The organism is Sphingomonas sp. RS2018 (assembly GCF_054489605.1).
The window spans coordinates 257,080-278,925 of record NZ_JBTMWL010000003.1 but is presented as its reverse complement, the minus strand read 5'-3'; the positions used below and the strand labels follow the sequence as shown (position 1 = coordinate 278,925).

The 21,846-nt window shown below is 69.0% G+C and carries 31 protein-coding genes; 20 read left to right on the top strand and 11 right to left on the bottom strand.

What is annotated here, in order from left to right; all coding sequences use genetic code 11:
* Positions 1-17 precede the first annotated feature (17 nt).
* Positions 18-758: a TlyA family RNA methyltransferase gene (locus ACX40P_RS10680; RefSeq protein ID WP_459126323.1), complete on the bottom strand. Its 741-nt coding sequence runs from the start codon at positions 756-758 to the stop codon at positions 18-20.
* A gap of 19 nt (positions 759-777) precedes the next feature.
* Positions 778-1,758: an outer membrane protein assembly factor BamD gene (locus tag ACX40P_RS10675; protein WP_459126322.1), complete on the bottom strand. Its 981-nt coding sequence runs from the start codon at positions 1,756-1,758 to the stop codon at positions 778-780.
* A 155-nt stretch (positions 1,759-1,913) separates the two neighbouring features.
* On the opposite strand from ACX40P_RS10675, the gene ACX40P_RS10670 reads away from it, so the two are divergent.
* Positions 1,914-2,753 (top strand): class I mannose-6-phosphate isomerase, encoded by an 840-nt coding sequence (locus ACX40P_RS10670; protein ID WP_459126321.1) that lies wholly within the window; start codon positions 1,914-1,916, stop codon positions 2,751-2,753.
* Positions 2,754-2,830: 77 nt separating this feature from the next.
* Entirely contained in the window at positions 2,831-3,376 is a 546-nt protein-coding gene (locus ACX40P_RS10665) for a glycine zipper 2TM domain-containing protein (RefSeq protein ID WP_459126320.1), read from the top strand.
* A gap of 191 nt (positions 3,377-3,567) precedes the next feature.
* Here the strand turns inward: ACX40P_RS10665 and ACX40P_RS10660 are convergent, their stop codons facing one another.
* Positions 3,568-3,789, bottom strand: a complete 222-nt coding sequence (locus ACX40P_RS10660) for a hypothetical protein (protein WP_459126319.1) — start codon at positions 3,787-3,789, stop codon at positions 3,568-3,570.
* Between the two features lie 93 nt (positions 3,790-3,882).
* Here ACX40P_RS10660 and crcB point away from each other — a divergent pair, with 93 nt between their 5' ends.
* The 7 genes from crcB to ACX40P_RS10625 all read left to right on the top strand — a co-directional run bounded on the left by crcB (position 3,883) and on the right by ACX40P_RS10625 (position 8,717).
* Positions 3,883-4,257, top strand: coding sequence for a fluoride efflux transporter CrcB (gene crcB, locus ACX40P_RS10655; protein WP_459126651.1), 375 nt, complete (start codon positions 3,883-3,885; stop codon positions 4,255-4,257).
* The gene (locus ACX40P_RS10650; RefSeq protein WP_459126318.1) at positions 4,254-5,567 is read left to right on the top strand and encodes an RluA family pseudouridine synthase; all 1,314 of its coding nucleotides are present in this window, start codon (positions 4,254-4,256) and stop codon (positions 5,565-5,567) included. The genes crcB and ACX40P_RS10650 overlap by 4 nt, the downstream gene beginning before the upstream one ends.
* A gap of 252 nt (positions 5,568-5,819) precedes the next feature.
* Positions 5,820-6,440 (top strand): FMN-binding negative transcriptional regulator, encoded by a 621-nt coding sequence (locus ACX40P_RS10645; RefSeq protein ID WP_459126317.1) that lies wholly within the window; start codon positions 5,820-5,822, stop codon positions 6,438-6,440.
* Between the two features lie 128 nt (positions 6,441-6,568).
* Positions 6,569-6,811, top strand: a complete 243-nt coding sequence (locus ACX40P_RS10640) for a hypothetical protein (protein ID WP_459126316.1) — start codon at positions 6,569-6,571, stop codon at positions 6,809-6,811.
* A 321-nt stretch (positions 6,812-7,132) separates the two neighbouring features.
* Entirely contained in the window at positions 7,133-7,819 is a 687-nt protein-coding gene (locus tag ACX40P_RS10635; protein WP_459126315.1) for an HAD-IA family hydrolase, read from the top strand.
* Complete coding sequence (locus ACX40P_RS10630) at positions 7,816-8,025, top strand: hypothetical protein (protein ID WP_459126314.1); 210 nt, start codon at positions 7,816-7,818, stop codon at positions 8,023-8,025. Before ACX40P_RS10635 ends, ACX40P_RS10630 begins: the two co-directional genes overlap by 4 nt.
* Entirely contained in the window at positions 8,022-8,717 is a 696-nt protein-coding gene (locus tag ACX40P_RS10625) for an ATP12 family chaperone protein (RefSeq protein WP_459126313.1), read from the top strand. The genes ACX40P_RS10630 and ACX40P_RS10625 overlap by 4 nt, the downstream gene beginning before the upstream one ends.
* A 33-nt stretch (positions 8,718-8,750) precedes the next feature.
* Here the strand turns inward: ACX40P_RS10625 and gmk are convergent, their stop codons facing one another.
* Complete coding sequence (gene gmk, locus ACX40P_RS10620; protein WP_459126312.1) at positions 8,751-9,398, bottom strand: guanylate kinase; 648 nt, start codon at positions 9,396-9,398, stop codon at positions 8,751-8,753.
* 83 nt (positions 9,399-9,481) lie between these two features.
* On the opposite strand from gmk, the gene ACX40P_RS10615 reads away from it, so the two are divergent.
* Positions 9,482-10,057: a DUF2585 domain-containing protein gene (locus ACX40P_RS10615; protein WP_459126311.1), complete on the top strand. Its 576-nt coding sequence runs from the start codon at positions 9,482-9,484 to the stop codon at positions 10,055-10,057.
* Here ACX40P_RS10615 and ACX40P_RS10610 read toward each other — a convergent pair.
* From ACX40P_RS10610 to ACX40P_RS10590, 5 genes are read right to left on the bottom strand one after another with little or no spacing between them, the layout of a single operon-like run.
* Positions 10,032-10,241: a hypothetical protein gene (locus ACX40P_RS10610; protein ID WP_459126310.1), complete on the bottom strand. Its 210-nt coding sequence runs from the start codon at positions 10,239-10,241 to the stop codon at positions 10,032-10,034. The genes ACX40P_RS10615 and ACX40P_RS10610 overlap by 26 nt on opposite strands.
* Positions 10,238-10,450, bottom strand: coding sequence for a hypothetical protein (locus ACX40P_RS10605; RefSeq protein WP_459126309.1), 213 nt, complete (start codon positions 10,448-10,450; stop codon positions 10,238-10,240). The genes ACX40P_RS10610 and ACX40P_RS10605 overlap by 4 nt, the downstream gene beginning before the upstream one ends.
* Positions 10,451-10,506: 56 nt before the next feature.
* On the bottom strand, positions 10,507-11,886 hold the full coding sequence (gene fumC / locus ACX40P_RS10600; protein WP_459126308.1) for a class II fumarate hydratase: 1,380 nt from the start codon (positions 11,884-11,886) through the stop codon (positions 10,507-10,509).
* Between the two features lie 22 nt (positions 11,887-11,908).
* On the bottom strand, positions 11,909-12,325 hold the full coding sequence (locus ACX40P_RS10595; RefSeq protein ID WP_459126307.1) for a GNAT family N-acetyltransferase: 417 nt from the start codon (positions 12,323-12,325) through the stop codon (positions 11,909-11,911).
* A complete protein-coding gene (locus ACX40P_RS10590; RefSeq protein WP_459126306.1) occupies positions 12,322-12,801 on the bottom strand; it encodes an SspB family protein in 480 nt (159 codons plus the stop codon). Before ACX40P_RS10590 ends, ACX40P_RS10595 begins: the two co-directional genes overlap by 4 nt.
* A 59-nt stretch (positions 12,802-12,860) precedes the next feature.
* On the opposite strand from ACX40P_RS10590, the gene hisB reads away from it, so the two are divergent.
* The 8 genes from hisB to ACX40P_RS10550 all read left to right on the top strand — a co-directional run bounded on the left by hisB (position 12,861) and on the right by ACX40P_RS10550 (position 18,415).
* Positions 12,861-13,448: an imidazoleglycerol-phosphate dehydratase HisB gene (gene hisB / locus ACX40P_RS10585; RefSeq protein WP_459126305.1), complete on the top strand. Its 588-nt coding sequence runs from the start codon at positions 12,861-12,863 to the stop codon at positions 13,446-13,448.
* A gap of 1 nt (position 13,449) precedes the next feature.
* A complete protein-coding gene (locus ACX40P_RS10580; protein ID WP_459126304.1) occupies positions 13,450-13,758 on the top strand; it encodes a YciI family protein in 309 nt (102 codons plus the stop codon).
* The gene (gene hisH / locus ACX40P_RS10575; RefSeq protein ID WP_459126303.1) at positions 13,755-14,357 is read left to right on the top strand and encodes an imidazole glycerol phosphate synthase subunit HisH; all 603 of its coding nucleotides are present in this window, start codon (positions 13,755-13,757) and stop codon (positions 14,355-14,357) included. The genes ACX40P_RS10580 and hisH overlap by 4 nt, the downstream gene beginning before the upstream one ends.
* Positions 14,345-15,106: a 1-(5-phosphoribosyl)-5-[(5-phosphoribosylamino)methylideneamino]imidazole-4-carboxamide isomerase gene (hisA, locus tag ACX40P_RS10570; RefSeq protein WP_459126302.1), complete on the top strand. Its 762-nt coding sequence runs from the start codon at positions 14,345-14,347 to the stop codon at positions 15,104-15,106. The genes hisH and hisA overlap by 13 nt, the downstream gene beginning before the upstream one ends.
* Positions 15,103-15,861 (top strand): imidazole glycerol phosphate synthase subunit HisF, encoded by a 759-nt coding sequence (hisF, locus tag ACX40P_RS10565; protein ID WP_459126301.1) that lies wholly within the window; start codon positions 15,103-15,105, stop codon positions 15,859-15,861. Before hisA ends, hisF begins: the two co-directional genes overlap by 4 nt.
* A gap of 175 nt (positions 15,862-16,036) precedes the next feature.
* Complete coding sequence (locus ACX40P_RS10560) at positions 16,037-16,351, top strand: phosphoribosyl-ATP diphosphatase (RefSeq protein WP_459126300.1); 315 nt, start codon at positions 16,037-16,039, stop codon at positions 16,349-16,351.
* 3 nt (positions 16,352-16,354) lie between these two features.
* Complete coding sequence (locus ACX40P_RS10555; RefSeq protein ID WP_459126299.1) at positions 16,355-16,732, top strand: HIT domain-containing protein; 378 nt, start codon at positions 16,355-16,357, stop codon at positions 16,730-16,732.
* A 114-nt stretch (positions 16,733-16,846) separates the two neighbouring features.
* Positions 16,847-18,415, top strand: coding sequence for an amino acid permease (locus ACX40P_RS10550; RefSeq protein WP_459126298.1), 1,569 nt, complete (start codon positions 16,847-16,849; stop codon positions 18,413-18,415).
* 79 nt (positions 18,416-18,494) lie between these two features.
* Here the strand turns inward: ACX40P_RS10550 and ACX40P_RS10545 are convergent, their stop codons facing one another.
* Entirely contained in the window at positions 18,495-19,499 is a 1,005-nt protein-coding gene (locus ACX40P_RS10545; protein WP_459126650.1) for an adenosine kinase, read from the bottom strand.
* Between the two features lie 94 nt (positions 19,500-19,593).
* Here ACX40P_RS10545 and ACX40P_RS10540 point away from each other — a divergent pair, with 94 nt between their 5' ends.
* Positions 19,594-20,274, top strand: a complete 681-nt coding sequence (locus ACX40P_RS10540; protein ID WP_459126297.1) for an EI24 domain-containing protein — start codon at positions 19,594-19,596, stop codon at positions 20,272-20,274.
* Complete coding sequence (locus tag ACX40P_RS10535; protein ID WP_459126296.1) at positions 20,271-20,645, top strand: hypothetical protein; 375 nt, start codon at positions 20,271-20,273, stop codon at positions 20,643-20,645. Before ACX40P_RS10540 ends, ACX40P_RS10535 begins: the two co-directional genes overlap by 4 nt.
* Positions 20,646-20,759: 114 nt before the next feature.
* Here the strand turns inward: ACX40P_RS10535 and queG are convergent, their stop codons facing one another.
* Positions 20,760-21,833: a tRNA epoxyqueuosine(34) reductase QueG gene (gene queG, locus ACX40P_RS10530; protein ID WP_459126295.1), complete on the bottom strand. Its 1,074-nt coding sequence runs from the start codon at positions 21,831-21,833 to the stop codon at positions 20,760-20,762.
* Between the last annotated feature and the right edge of the window lie 13 nt (positions 21,834-21,846).

The following is a 21,846-nucleotide window of genomic DNA, read 5'->3' as shown; positions in this document are numbered from 1 at the left end:
CCGAACCGAGCGCCCGCTTACGCCTCCAGATGCGCCGCGATCAGGAATTCCACATTCCCTTCCGGTCCCGTGATCGGGCTCGGCACGACGCCCTCCACCCGCCAGCCCTTGCCCGTCAGCCATGCCGCGACCTCGTCGCACACCCGCGCATGCACCGCGGGATCGCGCACCACGCCGCCCTTGCCGACTTCGTCGCGCCCCGCCTCGAACTGCGGCTTCACCAGCGCCATCAGCCGCGCGCCCGCCCGCGCGAAGCCGGTCGGCACTTCCAGCACCTTGGCGAGACCGATGAAGCTCGCGTCGCACACGATCAGGTCGACGGGTTCGGGAATATGCGCCGGGGTCAGGATGCGCGCGCTGGTCTGTTCGTGGACGACGACGCGGTCGTCCTGCCGCAGCTTCCACGCCAGCTGATTGGTGCCCGAATCGACCGCATAGACGCGCACCGCGCCCTTGCTCAGCAGCACGTCGGTAAAGCCGCCGGTCGACGATCCCACGTCGATCGCGACCGCACCGGCCACATCCCAGCCGAAATGGTCGAGCCCGTGCGCCAGCTTGATGCCGCCGCGCGACACCCACGGATGGTCGCGCCCGCGCACGTCGATCGCGGTGTCGGCCGCGATCATCTGCCCCGGCTTGTCGATCTTGCGATCACCCGCGAAAACCAGGCCCGCCATCACCAGCGCCTGCGCGCGGGTGCGGCTCTCGGCCAGCCCGCGATCGACGATCAGCTGGTCCGCACGCTGCTTGGCCGCCACGGTGCGGCGCCCCGCCCGATCAGTTGCTGGGGGTGGGCGGCGGCGGCGCTTCGGCGGCGGCGGGGCTCGGCAGCGGCTGGGTCTGCACCGGTCCCGGCTGCACCGTGCCGGGGGCCGGCTCGATCGTCGGGTTGGTGATCGCCTCGGGGGTCTTGCCCGCCTTGATCTGCGGTGGCGCCACGGTCTGCGCCTTCAGCGGCCCTTGCGCCTGCACCGCCAGCACGGGGTTCTCGCTCGACAGCTTGTACGCGCGCTCATACCATTCGGTGCCGGGATAGTTGGCGCCCAGCACCGCGGCCGACTTCTTCGCTTCCTCGCGCAGGCCCAGCGCAAGATAGGTCTCGGTCAGCCGCATCAGCGCCTCGGGCGTGTGCGTGGTCGTCTGGTAATCCTCGATCACCTGACGGAAACGCATCGACGCCGCCAGCCACTGGCCGCGGCGTTCGTAGAAGCGGCCGATCTCCATTTCCTTGCCGGCCAGATGGTCGCGGACCAGATCGACCTTCAGCCGCGCATCGGCGGCATAGCGCGTCGTCGGATAGCGGCGCTGCAGCTCGCCCAGCGCATCCAGCGCCTGCTGCGTGATCTTCTGGTCGCGGGTCACATCGCTGATCTGCTCGTAATAGCTGAGCGCGACGAGATAATAGGCGTAGGGCGCGTCGCGGTTACCCGGATGCACCGACAGAAAGCGCTGCGCACCCTGGATCGCCTGGGTGTAGTTGGTGTCGAGGTAATAGCTGAACGCACCCATCAGCTGCGCGCGCCGCGCCCAGATCGAATAGGGATGCTGGCGCTCGACCTCGTCGAACAGCGCCGCCGCCTCCTTGTACTGGCCGCGGTCCAGCCGGTCCTTGGCGGCTGTATAGAGCGTGCCGACATCGCGCGCGACGTACGGCGTATCGCCCTTCCCGGCCCCGCCCCCACGGGCGCAACCGGTGATCGTCAGGGCGGAAAGCATGGCGAAGGGCAGCGCGAGGCCGCGGAAGGCAGAGATACGCATCGGGCGTCCCTGTACCTCACCTCCCGGACACGCCACAATCCTTATTCGGCAGACCGATCTTATCCGTGCCGGGCGGCTTCACGCGTGCGACGGGATCGCGATATGGGCCGACACGTTGTGCGACTGCACATCTTCAGTTTGGGGAAAGAACCACGATGACCGCGACCCTGCTCGCCACCCACCGCGTCGAGAAGCCCTGGGGCCGGCACGACCTGTGGCCCGGCTTCCCCGATCCGGCGCCGGACGCCGACCCCATCGGCGAAGTGTGGTTCCAGACGCCCGGCGACGCGGCGCCCGACCTGCTGGTCAAGTATCTCTTCACCTCGGAAAAGCTCTCGATCCAAGTCCATCCCGACGACGAACAGGCGCACGCCCGCGGCCTGCCGCGCGGCAAGGACGAATGCTGGCTGATCCTCGCCGCCGAACCCGATTCGACGATCGCGATCGGCACGCATCAGCCGATGACGGCGGACGAACTCCGCGCCGCCGCGCTCGACGGGTCGATCGAGGACAAGGTCGACTGGAAGCCGGTGAAGGCGGGCGACTTCTTCTACTCCGCCTCCGGCACCGTCCACGCGATCGGCGCGGGCATCACCGTGATCGAGGTGCAGCAGAATTCGGAAACCACCTATCGCCTCTACGACTATGGCCGCCCGCGCGAACTGCATCTCGACGACGGCGTCGCCGTGTCCGACGCCCGCCCCTTCGTCGCCCCGCCCGCACCGGGGAAGGTGGCCGAGGGCCGCACGATCCTGGTCGAGGGACCGAAGTTCGTGCTGGAACGCTGGAGCGCGGGCGAGGTCGCGACCACCCTGCCCGACGGCGTCACCGCCTGGATCATTCCGGTCACCGGCGGCGGCCACGCGGACGGCGTCGCTTTCACCGCCGGCCAGTGCGTGACAGTGCAGGGCGACACCCGAATCACCGTCGAAGCCGGCGGCGACGTGCTGTTCGCCTACCCGGGCAAGGTACGACAACCGCTGTCTGTTGCGTGAACGAAACGTAGTTTTCGGTTCACGCAACCTCGTGATCGGGACGCACGTTCTTCCCCCATCTTTCAAGGAGGAAGTCCATGCGTGTCCCGATCATCCTGGCGGCTCTCGTCGCCACCACCGCGACGGCCATCCCGGCGCAGGCACAGAACAATCCGAACCGCGAGTATCGCGAGGAAGTGCGGGACGCACAGCGTGACTATCGTCGCGATGTCCGCAACGCCGATTCGCGCCGCGACGTCCGTGACGCCCGCCGCGAGTATCGTGAAGAGGTCCGCGACGCCCGCCGTGATCGCAACCGCGATTGGCGCCAGTATCGCAACTATGACTACAACCGGTTCGAGAATGGCCAGAACCGCTACTACGCCGATCGCTATTATCGCGAAGGCAATTACCAGCAGCGCCGCCTGACCCGCAACGACCGCATCTATCGCGGCAACGACGGCCGCTACTATTGCCGTCGCAACGACGGGACGACCGGCCTGATCGTCGGCGGCGTCGCCGGTGGCCTGCTCGGCAACGTGCTGACCAACGGCAATTCCAGCCTGCTCGGCACGCTGCTCGGCGCCGGTGGCGGCGCGCTGCTCGGCCGCTCGGTCGACCGCGGTCAGGTCAACTGCCGCTAAGCGGATAGCCTAGACGACGAAAGGCCCGGCGGGATGACCGCCGGGCCTTTTTTCTTATCCGGAAACCCACCCCCGCCCCCGTTCGTGCTGAGCTTGTCGAAGCACTGCCCTTCTTCGTGCCGCAGGCGATGGCGCCCGAAGAAGAAATACAGTGCTTCGACAAGCTCAGCACGAACGGAGAAAAAGTCGGCTCAGAAGATCCCGCCGCCCAGCGACAGCCGCACGATCGCGACCAGCAGCAGCAGCAGGTTCAGGTTGCGCCCCGTCGTCTTGCTCGACAACATGCCGATGACCGCGCCGACGACCGTGATCGGTATCGCCAGCCAGTTCAGCGCGCCCAGCAGTGGAATGAAGCCCGGGACCACGAACAGCAGCGAGGTCAGGCCGACGAGGATCGATACGATATTCAGCATCGCGGCAATATGGGTCGGACCCGGTGTCTTGGCAAGATAAGACGCCGACGCTTGTCTGTTTCCTCCGCCGCACAGAACCGCTACCGGCACACGATGGGCAACCTCTTAATCGTCATGGCCGGCGGCGCGATCGGGTCCGGCGCGCGCCACCTGTTCGGCCGCACGGCGCTCGCCACCTTCGGCCCCGGCTATCCGTGGGGGACGCTCGGCGTCAACCTGATCGGCGGGCTGCTGATGGGCGTGCTCGTCGGCCTGCTCGCGCGCGACATGGCGGGGGAGCCGGCCCGCCTGCTGCTGGGCGTCGGCGTGCTCGGCGGTTTCACCACCTTCTCGGCCTTCTCGCTCGACGTCGTTACGCTGATCGATCGCGGCGCGCTCGGCACCGCGGCCGGCTACGTCCTCGTCTCGGTGGTCGGCTCGGTCGTCGCGCTCTTCGCCGGCATGACCGCCGCCCGGAGCATCGCATGACCCCGCCGCGCGAATTCGTCGTCGCCGCCGACGACGACGGCATCCGTCTGGACCGCTGGTTCAAGCGGCATCAGGGCGACGTCAGCTTCAACATCGTCTCGCGCTGGGCCCGCACCGGCCAGCTGCGCATCGACGGGAAGAAGGCCGATCCCGGCGACCGCCTGTCCGCCGGCCAGCGGCTGACCATGCCGCAGCCCGAGCCCGCCCGCGTCATGACCGCGAAGCCCAAGCGCGTGCGCGTCCCGCTGTCGGAGGATCAGGTCGCGCTCGCGCAAGGGATGGTCATCCACCGCGACGCGCAGGCGATCGTGCTCAACAAGCCCCCCGGCCTCGCCACGCAGGGCGGCACGAAGACGGTCGAGCATGTCGACGGCCTGCTCGACGCGCTGGAATACGATCTCGACAGCCGCCCGAAGCTGGTCCACCGCCTCGACAAGGATACGTCCGGCGCGCTGCTCGTCGCCCGCACGTCGCGCGCCGCCGCCTTCTTCTCGAAGAGCTTTTCCGGCCGCACCGCGCGCAAGGTCTATTGGGCGATCGTCGCGGGCGTCCCCGACATCGCCGACGGCCTCGTCGACCTGCCGATCGCCAAGCAACCCGGCACCGGCGGCGAGAAGATGCATGTCAGCGAGCATGAGGGCCAGCCCTCGCGCAGCCGCTACCGCGTGCTCGAACGCGCCGGCAACCGCGCCGCCTGGGTCGAGCTGCAACCGCTGACCGGCCGCACGCATCAGCTGCGCGTCCACATGGCGGCGATCGGCCACCCGATCGTCGGCGACGGCAAATATGGCGGGCTCGACGCGTTCCTGACCGGCGGGGTCAGCCGCAAGATGCACCTCCACGCGCGCCGCATCCGCATCGACCACCCCGACGGCGGCCGCGTCGACGTGACCGCCGAACTGCCCGATCATTTCGCCGACAGCATGAAGACGCTGGGCTTCGACCTGTCCTTCGGCGACCGCCCGCTGGAGGACGAAGGCCCACCCCCGACCCGCGCCGAGCAGAAGCAGTTCGCCAAGCAGCATGCGAAGACGATCCGCAAGGACCGCAAGGGCGAACGCCGCGCGCGCGGCGAGCCCGAAAAGCCCTTCCGCGCGACGACCAGCACCCGCAAACCCGCCACGCCCGGCAAGCCCGCGTCGCCACGCAAGCCGGCAGGTCCGGGCAAGCCCGCGGGCGCACGCGGCCCCGCCGGACCGGGCAAGCCTGCCGCCTCGGGCAAGCCCGCAACGCGCAAGCCAGCCGCTCCACGCGGCCCGGCGACCCGCAAACCGACCACGCCAAAACCGGGTGGGCGCGGGCGACCCTAGCACCCCCCGTGCTCCCGCGCAGGCGGGAGCCCAGGGTTGCGCGCGCAAAGGCCAGCCGCGTTTGCGCGTTCCCCGGCGAAGGCCGGGGCCCAGTCACGGTGAGCCAGGAAGATGCGGGAGATCGCCCGCATCTGGACCCCGGCCTCCGCCGGGGTACAATGGCCTCGAAAGCCAGCTCACGCGCAGGCGAGAGCACGACGCAGAGACGCCACCCCGTTCTCTCCCCAGCCCCATCGCGCTAGACCCGCAGCCATGCACCCCAACCCCGCCTTCCGCTGGCAGGACCGCGCCGACATCCGGGCCTTCGTGCGCGACACCCCCTTCGGCCAGCTGTTCGCCGCCACGCCCGAAGGCCCCCGCGTCGCACAGGTGCCGGCGGTCTGGCTCGACGACGACACGCTCGGATTCCACATCGCGCGCGGCAATGCGCTCGCCGCGCATCTGGATGGCGCCACCGCGCTGTTCGCGGTGCTCGGGCCGGACGGCTACATCAGCCCGGAATGGATGAACCTCGACCGCGATCAGGTGCCGACCTGGAACTACGTCGCGGTCGAGCTTGAGGGCGACGTCCGCCGCATGGACCGCGACGAGCTTCTCGCCCAGATCGACCAGCTCGCCGCCGAGAACGAGGCCCGCCTGCCCAAGCCCGCCTGGACCCGCGACAAGGTCGATCCCGCGAAGATCGACGCGATGCTGAAGGCGATCGTCGGCTTCCGCCTGCACGTCACCGCGTGGCGCGGCACCCGCAAGCTCGCCCAGCACAAGCCCGCCGCCGCCCGCCTGTCCGCCGCAGACGCCAGCGAAGCCGCCGGGCGGCCGGCGATCGCGCGGCTGATGCGCGAATGGTGCGCCGACAAACCCCTTACGCCGTGACGAGCAACGAACCGCAAAGTCCGGTTCCGGTCGCAACCCGCGTCGTCAACGTCGCTTCGCAAGACGTAACCGCCGATCGCACCGATCGCAGCCCTTCGTGTCGTCACGATCGTCATTCCGCCACGGAAATGCGGAAAAAGCGCGAAAGCGCCGCAGCGCCCCCACTCCTGTCCGACGTGCCCGGCCGCACCGTCCTCACGATCGAGCCGACCGGCCGCGCCGTCCCGACCACCCCCGGCACCACCGCGCAGGACCAGACGCGCGGCGACCTGCCCGCCACCGATAACGCCACGATCCTCTACGCGCGCGCCACCGCGCCCACCACCATCGTCTGGACGGCCCCGCGCACGCTCGTCTTCGCGCTGTCCTGACCGAGCGACGGCAACCTGCGCCCGCCCGGCACCGGCAAGGTCTTCCGCGACGTGACCATCCTCTACCGCGACTCGTCGAACGGCGGTCCCTGCCGCTGACCCGACCTCTGCGAAATCCGCTCCCGTTCCCCGGCGAAGCCGGGGCCCCCTCCCCCGCAGGACTTCGAAACGCATCTGTCCTACACCCTGCCTCTCGTGCATAGCGCCGCTCATGTCGCCCCCGCGCCTCTCCATGATCGCATCAGCCCGACCGCCCCGGCGCGGGCGAAAGTTCCGACATGGGTCGGTTTCCCGGAACCTTCGACGCCTTCGCGATCGTCGATGACCCGCCTCGCGCTGTTCGACTGCGACGGCACGCTCGTCGATTCGGCCGCCAACATCTGTCTGGCGATGGAGCGTTGCTTCGACGCGCACCGGTTGCCGCCGCCACCGCGCGCCGCCATCCACCGTATCGTCGGGCTCAGCCTGACCGAGGCGATGGCCGTGCTCCATCCCGCCGCCGACACCGCCTTCCACACCGTGCTGGCGCAAGGGTACAAGGACGCGTTCGTCGCGATGCGCGGCACGCCCGATTTCGCGCATGAGCCACTCTATCCCGGCATCGCCGACGCGATCGACGCGTTGCAAGCAGACGGCTGGCGGCTCGGCGTCGCCACCGGAAAGTCCGATCGCGGCCTCGCCCTCATCCTTGCCGCGCACGGACTGACCGACCGCTTCGTCACGCTCCAGACCGCCGATCGCCACCCGTCGAAGCCGCATCCGGCGATGGCGCTCGCCGCGATCGCTGAAGCCGGCGCGACGCCAGAGAGCACCGTCGTCATCGGCGATACCAGCTACGACATGGCGATGGCGGTCGCGGCGGGGGCGCTGGGCGTCGGCGTCGACTGGGGCTATCACGCACCGCACGATCTCAACGTTGCCGGTGCCGCGACCGTGATCGACAATGCCGCAGCGCTGCCCGCGACGCTGCTTGCCCTCGTGCCCCCGCGCCCTATGTCGGCGGCATGAGCAGCGAGAACACCGCCCGCAACCGCTGGTTCGCGATCGTCGCCACCCGCCTCGCCGCGACGGCGGGTGCGGTCCTCGGCCTCTATCTGCTGGGCCGCGCCGACGACTGGCCGACGAAGGTGCTCGGCATCGCCATCGTGCTGTCGGCGCTCTACCTGATGGCGGTCATCCCGCGCGCGCTGGCGCACCGGTGGCGCAGCCGGTGAAGCGCTTCTGGACCGACGTCGCCGTCACCGCACAGAACGGCGGCCACGGCATCGCGCTCGACGGCCGCCCCGTCCGCGCGCCCGGCCGCTCGCTACTCGTCGTACCGACGTCAACGCTCGTCGAGGCCATCGCCGACGAATGGCGCGCGGTCGACGGCGATATCGATCCGCGCGCGATGCCGCTCACCGGCCTCGCCAACGCCGCGATCGAGCGGGTGGCGCCCGACGCGCGCACCTTCGCCGCCGGCCTGTCGCGCTATGCCGACAGCGACCTGCTCTATTACCGCGCCGAGGAGCCCGCGCCGCTGGTCGAGCGCCAGGCCGCCGCATGGGATCCGGTGCTGGCCTGGGCGCGCCACCGCTACGACGTGCATTTCGAAACCGTCACCGGCGTGATGCCGACGCCCCAGCCGCGCGCGACGCTCGAACGCCTGACCGAGGCGACCGCCGCCCGTGACGCCTTCGCGCTCGCCGGCCTGTCGCCGGTCGTGACCATCACCGGCTCGCTGCTGCTGGGCCTGGCGCTTTCCGAAGGCGCGATCGACGCGCACACCGCCTGGACCGCGGCGCGCATCGACGAGGACTGGCAGGCCGAGATGTGGGGCCACGACGACCTCGCCGCCCAAACCACCGCCGCGCACCGCGCGGACTTCGACGCGGGCGTGCGGTTCCTGAAATCGCTGGAGCGATAGCGGTGCTGGAATGGTCGCTCCCTCGGCAGCCCCCTACCGGTTCAACCGCCGGATCAACCCGATCAACCCGGTCTGCCGCGACCGCTTCAGCCGTTCCGCCGCCAGGATCGTCCGCACATGCGCGAAGCACTGCTCGACATCATCGTTGACCAGCACATAGTCATAGCCGTCCCAGTGGCTGACCTCGTTCGACGCGCGGGACATGCGGGCGTCGATCACGTCCATGCTGTCGGTGCCGCGCTTCTCCAGCCGCTGACGCAGCTCGACCATCGACGGCGGCAGGATGAAGACGCGCACGACATCGCCACCGGCCAGCTGGTGCAGCTGCTGCGCGCCTTGCCAGTCGATGTCGAACAATATGTCGGTGCCTTCGCCCAGCATGTGGAAGACATCGCTCTTGGGCGTGCCATAGCGGTGGTCGAAGACATGCGCCCATTCGAGGAATTCATTGTCGTCGACCATCGCGCGGAACCGGTCGAGGTCGACGAAATGATATTCGCGCCCGTCCACCTCGCCGGGCCGCATCGGCCGGGTGGTATAGGACACGGACACCGCCAGACCCGGCTCGCTCGCCATCAGCTTGCCGGCGATCGTCGACTTGCCCGCTCCCGATGGCGAGGACAGGACGAACATCAGGCCGCGACGCTTGAAGCCATGCGGGTCGTTTGGGTGGCTGGGCATGGCCGCTAGTGACGCGGGCGGGCGACGCGGTCAACCGGGCGCGGAGTTTGACGGCGACGACCCGAGCGGCAAGGATCGCGCCGATGCCCGCCCCCTCGCTCGCCGATATCCGCCCGCGCCACTGGCTGATCGTCGGTGCCATCCTGCTGGTTCAGGCCGCCGCCTTGTGGTGGGCCGGACGCAACCCGATCTGCACCTGCGGCCATGTCGCCCTGTGGCACGGCGCGCTGGATGCGGGGAACAGCCAGCACATCGCCGACTGGTATACGCTCAGCCATATCATCCACGGCTTCGCATTCTACCTGCTCGGCTGGCTAATCCTGCGCTCGCGGCCACCCGGCGAACGCCTGATCCTCGCCGTCGCGCTGGAGGCGGCGTGGGAGGTGCTGGAGAATTCGCCGATCATTATCGACCGCTACCGCGAAGCGACGATCGCGCTCGGCTACACGGGCGATTCGATCGTCAATTCGGTGGCGGACGTCGCGTGGATGGCGCTGGGCTTCGCCTTCGCCCGCCGTGCCCCGTGGTGGGTGACGGTGATCGTCGCGGTCGCCTTCGAGGCCTTGGCACTCTGGGCGATCCGCGACAATCTGACGCTCAACATTCTGATGCTGGTGTCACCCAGCGACACGATCAGAGCGTGGCAGTCGGGCGCCTAGACGCCTTGCGCCGGTCGTACGCCTTCTTGGCGACATACCCGCCGCCCAGCAGCAGCCCGAGCGGCCCTAGCCGGCGCAGTCCGCCCGCCGCCGCCATGCCGATCAGCGCGCCCTTGGCGCCGCCCGAACCGTCGCGGCGATCGATCTCGCGCCCGACCAATGCTCCGATAATCCTGCCGATCATTGCCGTCCCTTTCCGAAGATATTGTCCTTGGCGATCTCGAGCCCCTTCAGCACCGCCCAGCCGGTCACATAGGTGACCGCCACTGGTATCAGCGCGCGGACGACGAACGCCGTCGCCGCGCCGGCAATCGCGCCGTCGATGGTCGAATCGTCGCCATCGGATCCGTCGATCGCGCTGCCGATCGCCGCGCCTATTGCCGTGCTCAACATTGGGTTCGTTCCTGCCGTGTCCGTCCGCATAGCGCGGCAGGGGGGCGGAGGTTCCCTCAGACCATGTCGGCCGGGCGCACCACGCGGTCGAACGTCGCTTCATCGACCAGCCCCAGCGCAAGCCCCGCCTCCTTCAGCGTCAGGCCCTGCTGATGCGCATGCTTGGCGATCTTCGCGGCATTGTCGTACCCGATCTCGGGCGCCAGCGCGGTGACGAGCATCAGCGACCGGTCGACCAGCTCGGCGATCCGCCGCTCGTCCGCTTCCAGCCCGTCGACGCAGCGCTCGGCAAAGCTCTCCATGCCCACCGCCAGCAGGTCGATCGACCGCAGCACCGCCGCCCCGATCATCGGCTTGAACACGTTCAGCTCCAGATGCCCTTGCAGACCCCCCACCGTCACCGCGGCGTGGTTGCCGATCACCTGCGCCGCGACCATCGTCAGCATTTCGCACTGCGTCGGGTTGACCTTGCCCGGCATGATCGAGCTGCCCGGCTCGTTGGCCGGCAGCACCAGCTCGCCGATGCCCGATCGCGGTCCGGAGCCGAGCAGGCGGATGTCGTTGGCGATCTTCGTCAGCGCGACCGCCAGCGTGCTCAGCGTCCCCGACAGGTGGACCAGCGGATCGTTCGACGCCAGTGCCTCGAACGCATTCTCCGCCGGGATGAAGCCGACCCCGGTGATGTCGCGCAGCGCCGCGCAGAAATTCCCGGCGAACCCCTCCGGCGCGTTCAGCCCGGTCCCCACCGCCGTACCGCCCTGCGCCAGCCGCTGCGTACCGTGCTCCACCGCCGGCTCGATCCGGCGCCGGCACCGGTACAGCTGGTTGGAGTATCCGGAAAACTCCTGCCCCAGCGTCAGCGGCGTCGCATCCTGCAGGTGCGTGCGACCGATCTTGACGATCCCGGCCCAACCCTGCGCCTTCGCCGCCAACGCCGACTGCAACCGGTCGAGCGCGGGGAACAGCCGATCGCGCACGGCCAGCGTCGCCGCCACGTGCAGCGCGGTCGGGAAACTGTCGTTGGACGACTGGCCCATATTGACGTCGTCGTTGGGATGGACCGGCACCTTGCCCCCGCGCGTACCGGCCAGCACCTCGTTGGTGCGTCCCGCGATCACCTCGTTGACGTTCATGTTCGACTGCGTGCCGCTGCCCGTCTGCCAGATGACGAGCGGGAACTGGTCGTCGAGCGCACCGGACACGACCTCCGCCGCGGCCGCGACGATCGCGTCGGCCTTCTCCGCCCCCAGCGCGTCGCGGTTCACCCGCGCCGCCGCCTGCTTCACCAGCGCGAGGGCATGGACGATGCCGATCGGCATGCGTTCGCTGGCGGCGAAGGGGAAGTTCTCGATCGAACGCTGCGTCTGCGCGCCCCAATAGGCGTCGGCAGGAACCTCGACGGGTCCGATGGAATCGGTTTCGGTGCGGGTGGTCATGCGCCTTCAACATCCTTCGGCGTCAGGCGATCCGCTTCGACAGGAACATGCGATGCGCGCCGGGCGGATAATCGTCGAGCCGACCGAAGATCTTATAACCGAGCTTTTCGTAGAAACCCTGCGCCTGGAAGCTGAAGGTATCGGGCCAGACGCCGACGCAGCCGTCACGCCTCGCCTCGGCCTCCGCAGCGGCCATCAGGTCGCGCCCCGTTCCCTGTCCTCGCATCTCGGCGGGGAGCGCCAGATACTGGATGAAGAGCCAGCGATAGGCGATCATGCCCCACAGGCCCCCGACGATCGTCCCGTCGTCACCGCGCATCACGATCGCCACCTGCCGCCGCGCAGCCGGACCCACCGCCGCATCGTTATGGGCGACGAGCGGACGGAGGATGGCATCGCGGATCGCCTCATCCGGCGCAGCGACGACGTCGATCGTCACTTCTTCCGCTTGAAATCCACCGCCACGACGTTCGACCCGTCCTCGACCGGCTTGGCGACCGGCTCGTCGTTGTCGGCGGGCTCGTGCGGTTCGACGTCGCCGTCGTCGCTGGCGGAGAAGCGCAGCTCGAAATTCACGGCCGGGTCGTGGAAGCCGGTAATCGCCGCGAACGGGATCGTCAGGATCGATGGCACCTGATTGAACGACAGCCCGACCGAAAAGCCGCGATCGTCGACCTTCAGGTCCCAGAACCGGTGCTGGATGACGATCGTCATCTCGTCCGGAAACCGCTCGACCAGCCGCTTGGGGATATCCACCCCAGCCGCCTGCGTGCGGAAGGTGATGTAGAAATGATGCTCGCCGGGGAGCGACTGCGTCCCTGCGATCGATCCCAGCACGCGACCGACGACGGCGCGCAGGGCCTCCTGCACGATCTCGTCATAGGGAATCAGGCTGTCGGCTACGGCTGCGGTCATGATCGCCTTGCTGGCCCCGATTGCGGATGCGGTCAAGATTGCATAGGCGCCATGTCATCATGCGAACCGCCACCATCAGCCGCAAGACGAGCGAAACCTCGATCGACGTGACCGTGAACCTCGACGGGACCGGTGCCTACCGGGTGTCGACCGGCGTCGGCTTCTTCGACCACATGCTCGAACAGCTGTCGCGTCATTCGCTGATCGACCTCGACGTGACGACGGTCGGCGACCTGCATATCGACCAGCATCACACGGTCGAGGACACCGGCCTCGCGCTGGGGCAGGCGATCGCGCAGGCGCTGTCGGACAAGCGCGGCATCCGCCGCTACGGCGATGCCTTGTCACCGATGGACGAGACGCTGACCCGCGTCGCGCTCGACATCTCGGGGCGGCCGTGGTTCGTCGGCCGCCTGCCCTTCACCCAGAAGCGACTGGGCGAGATGGATACGGAGATGTTCGCGCATTTCTTCCACTCGTTCGCGCAGACCGCGGGCCTGACGCTCCACATCGACACGCTGTACGGCGACAACAACCACCATATCGCCGAGGCTGCGTTCAAGGGACTGGCCCGCGCGCTGCGCACCGCGATCGAGATCGATCCGCGCAAGGCCGATGCGATTCCCTCGACCAAGGGGACGCTGTGACATGAAGCGCGTCGACGCCGCCCCGGTCTGCATCATCACGCTGACCTACACCGCTGAATTGAGCGCAGTAGACGCGCTGATGCCCGCGCATGTCGACTGGCTGCGCAAGGGCTTCGACGAGGGCGTCTTCCTCCTCGCCGGACGACAGGTGCCGCGCGTCGGCGGCGTGATCGTCAGCCGCGGCACGCGCGATGCGGTCGAGGCGGTGGCAGCGACCGACCCGTTCGTGACTGGCGGCGTGGCGACCGCCGCGGTGACGGAGATCGCCATCAGCCTGACCGCTGACGCGATCGCCCCATTGCTGGCATGAGTATCGCGCTGATCGACTATGGCGCGGGCAACCTGCAATCGGTCCGCAACGCGCTGGCCGCTGCCGGCGCCACCGACGTCGCGGTCACCGCCGACCCCGACGTGGTTCGCTGCGCCGACCGCATCGTCTTGCCCGGCGTCGGCGCGTTCGGCGCCTGCGCGGCGGGCCTGCGCGCCATCCCCGGCATGGTCGAGGCGCTGACCGAGCGCGCGCTCGACGGCGGCGTACCCTTCCTCGGCGTCTGCGTCGGCATGCAACTGATGGCGACGCGCGGGCTTGAGATGGGGACGCACGACGGTCTGGGCTGGATCGCGGGGGAGGTCGCGCCGCTGGCCCCCGCCCCCGGCATCCGCGTGCCGCACATGGGCTGGAACGACGTCCGCCCCGCCGCCCCGCACCCGCTGCTGGCGGAGGGCGAGGCCTATTTCCTGCACAGCTATGCCTTCACCGGCGATCATGTCCTCGCGACGACCGACCACGGCGGCACCGTCACCGCCGCGATCGGCCGCGACAACCTGATCGGCGTGCAATTCCATCCCGAGAAGAGCCAAGGCTACGGTCTGGCCTTCCTCGCCCGCTTTCTGGAGTGGCGGCCTTGATTATCTTTCCCGCGATCGACCTGAAGGCCGGTCAGGTCGTGCGCCTGGCCGAGGGCGATATGGACCGCGCCACCGTCTACGGCGACGATCCGGCGGCACAGGCGCGCGCTTTCGCGAATGCGGGCGCAAGCCATCTTCACGTCGTCGATCTCGACGGAGCGTTCGCGGGTGCGTCGATCAATGGTGACGCGGTGCGCGGCATCGTCTCGGCCTTTCCGGGCACGCTGCAGTTGGGCGGCGGCATCCGCGACCGTGCCGGGATCGAGCGCTGGTTCGATCTGGGCGTCGCCCGGGTCGTCATTGGCACCGCCGCGGTGAAGAACCCCGATCTGGTCCGCGGCGCCGCGCGCGACTTCCCGGGCCGCATCGTCGTCGCGGTCGATGCGCGCGATGGCTTCGTCGCGACCGAGGGCTGGGCCGACGTGTCCGACATGACCGCCACCGACCTCGCCCGCCGGTTCGAGGATGCCGGCGTCGCCGCGGTGCTGTTCACCGACGTCGGCCGCGATGGCCTGCTGAAGGGCTGCAACGTCGACGCGACGGTGGCCCTGGCCGCAGCGGTGGCCATCCCCGTCATCGCCAGCGGCGGCGTCGCGGGAATCGAGGACATCCAAGCGCTGAAGGGTCAGCCCGGCATCGAAGGCGTCATCACTGGCCGCGCGCTATACGACGGGCGCCTCGATCTGGCCGAGTCTATCGCGGTGGCCTCTACTTCTCCCTCTCCCGATCGGGGAGAGGGAGAAGTATGACCGTCCGCGCACGCGTCATCCCCTGTCTCGACGTCTCGAACGGCCGTGTCGTGAAGGGCGTGAACTTCGTCGACCTGCGCGACGCGGGCGATCCGGTGGAGCAGGCGCGCGCCTATGACGCGGCGGGTGCCGACGAACTTTGCTTCCTCGACATCGGCGCCAGCCATGAGGGGCGCGACACCATCGTCGATGTCGTGCGGCGCACGGCGGAGGTGTGTTTCATGCCGCTGACGGTCGGCGGCGGCGTCCGCTCGGTCGACGATGCGCGCGCGCTGCTCCTCGCCGGCGCCGACAAGGTCGCGGTCAACTCCGCCGCCGTTGCCCGCCCCGAACTCGTCGCTGATATCGCCGAGCGGATGGGCAGCCAGTGTGTCGTCGCCTCGGTCGATGCGCGGCGGGTCGAGGATCGCTGGGAGGTCTTCACCCACGGCGGCCGTCGCGCGAGCGGCATCGACGCGGTGGATCATGCGCTCAATCTCGCTCGGCTCGGCGCAGGCGAGTTGCTCGTCACCTCGATGGACCGCGACGGGACGAAGGACGGCTACGACATCGACCTGATCCGCACGATCGCCGACCAGGTGGACGTGCCCGTCGTGGCGTCGGGCGGCGTCGGATCGGTGGCCGATCTGGTCGACGGCATCGTCCGCGGCCATGCCTCCGCCGTGCTCGCCGCCTCGATCTTCCACTTTGGCCACGTCTCGATCGCCGAGGCGCATGCCGCGCTTGCCGCCGCCGGCATTCCGGTTCGCGCTTAATCGCGGGTTCACGCTGAGCGTCTAGGACCGAAGCGTCGGGCGATACATCGGACAGCAACCACATGAACGCCACTCCCGCGGTTCACGCGGTGGTGGCGCTCGTGTCGCCCGACAACTTCCACCAGCCTTGCGAGGATTGACTTCGCCCCCCGCGCCACGCCAAGCGGCAGCGGACATGGACGCCCTCGCCACCCTGGAAGCCACCGTCGCCGCACGGCTGACCGCCGATCCCGGCACCTCCTATGTGGCGACGCTCGCTGCCAAGGGCCGCGCCAAAATCGCGCAGAAGGTGGGCGAAGAGGCGGTCGAAACCGTCATCGCGGCCATCGCCGACGACCGCGCCGCGCTGGTCGGCGAGGCCACCGACCTGATCTTTCACCTCACCGTGCTGCTCCACCACGCCGGCCTGACCCTCGACGACGTCCGCGCCGAACTGGTGCGGCGCGAGGGGCTGTCCGGTCTCGCCGAGAAAGCCGCCCGAACGGAGTAGCCGATGCCGATCGACGCCACCCAACCTTACGACGACGACAATCTCTTCGCCCGCATCCTGCGCGACGAGATCCCGTCGCAGCGCGTGTACGAAGATGCGCACGCCATCGCCTTCCTCGACATCAACCCGCAGGCGCCGCAGCACATTCTGGTCATCCCCCGCAGCCGCTACGTCTCGTGGGACGATTTCAGCACCAACGCCCCCGATACGGAGATCGCCGGCTTCGTCCGTGCGGTGGGCACCGTCGCCCGCGCCGCCGGGCTGGTCGAGCCGGGCTATCGCCTGCTTGCCAACGTGGGAGGCGATGGTGGACAAGAGGTGCCTCACCTCCACGTCCACATCTTTGCCGGTCGCCCGCTTGGCCCGATGCTGACACGCTGAAACGCGGCGAAGCGCACGCCCGGCGCTGCGAATGAGGGATTGCGCAAGGACGATTAACGACTAGGCTCCCGCCTTTCAGTTTGCGCCGAAATCAACGGCGAGGGGGAGTATTCGATGGCAACAATGCCACCAAAAAGGGGCGTGTTCGAGCGCATGTTCGCGCGCAAGTCGATCGCGCAGGTCCAGCGTGAAACCGCGTCGAGCGAACTGAAGCGCACGCTCGGCAAATGGAACCTGCTGCTGCTCGGCGTCGGCTGCATCATCGGCGCGGGCATCTTCGTCCGTACCGGCTCCGCCGCCGCACTCCATGCCGGGCCGGCGGTGCTGCTCAGCTTCGTCGTCGCCGGCATCGTCTGCGCTTTTGCCGGCCTCTGCTATGCCGAGCTATCGTCGACGCTGCCCGTGTCGGGATCGGCCTACACCTACGGCTACACCACGCTCGGCGAATTTGTCGCCTGGATCATGGGCGCGCTGCTGCTGCTCGAATATGGCCTTGCGGCATCGGTCGTCGCGGTCGGCTGGGGCGGCTATGTCGTCAGTCTGCTCGCGGACTTCGGCCTGGCCATACCGCCGCAGTTCACCGGTCCCGCCGGCTACACGCTGATGCGCGAGGGTGTGCCGGTGCTGGTGAACGGCCAACAGGTCACCACCATCTTCAATCTGCCCGCCTTCCTGATCTGCATCGCGCTCGCGCTGCTGCTGATCCGCGGCGTGTCGGAATCCGCGAAGGTCAACAACGCGATCGTCGCAATCAAGGTCAGCGTGCTGGTCGCCTTCATCGTCGTCGGTGGCCTGATCGTGCTGGCCAACTTCTCGGATCTGGTTGCCAAGAACTGGACGCCGTTCATCCCGGAAAATCAGGGTGACGGCAAGTTCGGGGTCGACGGCATCATGCGCGCCGCGTCGATCGTGTTCTTCGCCTATATCGGGTTCGAGGCGGTTTCGACCGCGGGCCAGGAGGCGAAGGATCCCAAGCGCGACATGCCGTTCGGCATCATCGGGTCGCTCGTCGTCTGTACCGTCATCTACATGATGGTGGCCGCGATCATGACGTTGCTGGTCCCCTACAACACGCTGAACGTGCCCGATCCGGTCGCCGTCGTCGTCGACGCCTTCGGTCCCCAGTGGAGCTGGCTCGCCAAGATCATCAAGGTCGGCGCGATCATCGGCCTCACCTCGGTCGTACTGGTGCTGATGTACGGCCAGACCCGCATCTTCTACACCATGGCGCGCGACGGCCTGCTGCCGCGCGTCTTCGCGACGGTCCACCCGAAGTTCAAGACGCCGTACATCAACACGATGCTGGTCGGCGTCATCACCGCGGTGGCAGCCGGGTTCTTCGACATCAACGTGCTGGGCGACATGACGTCGGTCGGCACGCTGGCGGCGTTCGCGATCGTCTGTCTGTCGGTGATCTACCTGCGCCGTGCCGCGCCGGAACTACCGCGTGGCTTCTCGGTCCCGCTGTATCCGATCGTTCCGATCCTCGGCATCGCGTCGTGCGCGTACCTCATCACGACGGTGCCGTGGCCGGTGCTGAAGTTCTTCCTGTGGTATATGCTGGCTGGTGTGGTGCTGTACTTCGTCTATGGCATGCACAACTCGAACCTGCAGCGCGGCGAGCCGCAGGACGAGGCGCCGGACATGGGCGAATACGTCGCCCCGGTCGGCGAGCAGCCGTGATCGCCTGAACAGCAGGCACAAAAAAGGGCCGGGGGAGCGATCCCCCGGCCCTTTGTTTTTGGAGCCGCAGCGTCGTCGCTCAGGCGGCAAGCTTCTCCGCCAGCAGCGCCTTCAGGTCGGCGAGCGGGCGCGGGCCGATGTGACTGATGCACTCGGCGGCGCAGATCGCGCCCATCCGCAAGCTCGTCTCCAGATCGCGGCCCTGTGCCTGGCCGGCGAGGAAGCCCGCGGCGAACAGGTCGCCCGCGCCCGTCGTATCGACCACTTCCGCCACCGGCTCAGCAGGAACGCGCGCATGCTCGCCCGCCGAGTGCGCCTCGGCCCCCGCCGCACCGTGCGTGCAGACCAGCAGCGGCACGCGCGCCGACAGGGCGGTGACGGCGGCGGCGATATCATCGCTCTGCATCATCGACTTCACTTCGGAGTCATTGGCGAACAGCAGGTCGATCTGGCCGGCGTCGATCAGTTCGAAGAACGCGTCGCGGTGACCCTCGACGACGAACGTGTCGCTGAGCGTCAGCGCCACGCGACGACCGGCCTCCCGCGCCACGGCGATCGCCCGCTTCATCGCGTCACGCGACTGGTCGGCGTTCCACAGATAGCCCTCCAGATACAGGATCGCACCGCCCGCGATCGTCGCCTCGTCCACCGCCGCCTCGGGCAGATACTGCGCCGCGCCGAGGAAAGTGTTCATCGTCCGCTGGCCGTCGGGCGTGATGAGGATCAGGCACCGCGCGGTCGGATCGCCACCGGCGGGTGCCGCCGGCGTCTCGAAGTGGACGCCCAGCGACTGGATGTCGTGCGCGAAGACCTTGCCCAGCTGGTCGTCGGCGACCTGACCGATGAAACCGCAGGGGTGGCCGATCGCGGCGAGGCCGGCGATGGTGTTCGCCGCCGATCCGCCCGACACTTCGCGGCCCGGCCCCATCTTCGCATAGAGCGCGTCCGCCGCTTCGGCCGAGAACACCAGCTGCATGCCCCCCTTGGTCATGCCCTCGCTAGCGATGAAGGCGTCGTCGGCCTTGGCGAGGATGTCGACGATGGCATTGCCGATCGCGACGACGTCATGCGTTGCGCTCACGATAGTCTCCTGAAAACTAAGATGCCGCGCCCTAGGGTCCGGCGGCGTCCCGCGCAATCGCGCTTCGCGGATCGCCGCAGTCCGACTATGGAACGGCATGCTCACCGCCCTTCGCCTGTCGATCGCGCAGCTCGGCGACCGCGCATTCCTGTCGGTCCTCGGCCGATCGCTGGCGGTGACGATCGCGCTGCTCGCGACGTTCGGCGTCGGCCTGTGGTTCGGAGTCCGCGCACTGGCGCGGTGGCTAGGCGCGGGCGAGGCGACCTCGGGCGCGGCGGGCGTGGTCGCGGTGCTGGCGGGTCTGGCGCTCGGCTGGCTGATCTTTCGCGCGGTCGCCATCGCCGTCGTCGGGCTGTTCGCCGACGATATCGTCGCCGCGGTCGAGACGAAACATTATCCGCAGGCGCTGGCGACCGCCCGCCCCGTCCCGTTCGCCCGGTCGCTGGCGATGGGGGCGAAGGGCGGCGCCCGGACGATCCTGGTCAACCTGCTCGCACTACCCGTCTATATCGTGCTGATCGTCACCGGGGTCGGACCGGCGATCGGCTTCTTTCTCGTCAACGCGTTCCTGCTCGGCCGCGACCTCGGCGACATGGTCGCGGCAAGGCACGTCGCGGCACCGGCCCTGCCCGCGTGGCGCGGCAAGACCCGCCTGCCCCGCTTCGCGCTGGGCGCCGCGGGCACCGGGCTGATGCTGGTCCCCGCCCTCAACCTGATCGCACCGATCGTCGCCGCGGCGATGGCGACCCATCTGTTCCACCGAAAGCTCAACGCATGAAGATCCTCCCCGCCCTCGCGCTCGCCCTGCTGACCGGTGCCTGCGTCGCCCCCGGCGAAAGCACCCGCCCCGCCCAGCCGATCCCGATCCCGCGCCAGACCTACAGCGCCGCCGGGCTGGAGCGCGTGCTCGGGCAGACGGCGCGCGGGCTGACGGCGGCGTTCGGCGCGGCCGACGCGGACGTGACCGAAGGGTCCGCGCGCAAGCTGCAGTTCGGCAGCCGCATCTGCGTGCTCGACGCCTATCTCTATCCGAAGAACGGGTCGGGCGAACCGGTCGTCACCCACATCGACACCCGCCAGCGCGACGGCAGCGCGATCGACCGGGCGAGCTGCGTGGCGGCGCTCGCGCGGCGCGAGGGGGGGAAGTAGGGCGCGACGGTAAGCCAAATCCTCCCCGGCACGGGGAGGTGGCATCGCGCCAGCGATGACGGAGGGGGCGAGCCGGCAGCGCAGTGCTTGCGGCGTGCCCCCTCCACCACCCCGCTACGCGTCGCGGTCCCCCTCCCCGTCCCGGGGAGGATCAAGTCGCCCCAGCGCCCAAGCCGCCGCCTCCGCCACCGCCGCATCGGCATCGCCCAGCAACGCCTTCAACGGCTCCAGCAAACCCGCATCCCCGCTGTTCCCCGCCGCCACCGCCGCATTGCGCACCATGCGATCCCGCCCGATCCGCTTGATCGGCGAGCCCGCGAACACCTGCCGAAAGCTGGCATCGTCCAGCGCCAGCAGGTCGGCGAGCCGCGGCGCCACCGCCTCCGCGCGCGGCAGGAAGGCGCGGTTGGCAGCGGCGCTCTGCGCGAACTTGTTCCACGGGCACACCGCGAGGCAATCGTCGCAACCATAGATGCGGTTGCCGATCCCGGCGCGCAGCGTATGCGGGATCGGCCCGCGATGCTCGATCGTCAGATAGGAGATGCAGCGCCGGGCATCGAGCCGATAGGGTGCCGGAAAGGCATCGGTCGGGCACGCGCGCTGGCAGGCGTCGCAGCTGCCGCAACTGTCGCGGCCCGGCGTATCGGGCGCCAGATCGGCGGTGGTGTAGATCGCCCCCAGGAACAGCCAGCTGCCATGATCGCGGCTGACGAGGTTGGTGTGCTTGCCCTGCCACCCCAGCCCCGCCGCCTCGGCCAGCGGCTTTTCCATCACCGGGGCGGTGTCGACGAACACCTTGATATCCTCGGCCGTCCGCTCGACCAGCCAGCGCCCCAGCGCCTTCAGCGCGCGTTTCACCACGTCGTGATAGTCGGACCCTTGCGCATAGACCGAGATCCGCCCGCGATCCCCCACATCGGCCAGCGCCAGCGGGTCGAGCGCGGGGGCGTAGCTCATGCCGAGCGAGATCACGCTGCGCACTTCCGGCCACAGCCCGGCGGGGCGTTCGCGGTGGTGCGCGCGCTCCTCCATCCAGATCATCGACCCGTGCGCGCCGTCCGCCAGCCACGCGCGCAACCGCTCGGCCGAGCGCGGCGCGGCGTCGGCGCGGGCGATGCCGATCGCGGCGAAGCCCAGCTCCAGCGCCTTTTCCCGCAATGCGGCCTCGATCGGCTTGTCTTCCTGCACCGCCGCCCGCTAC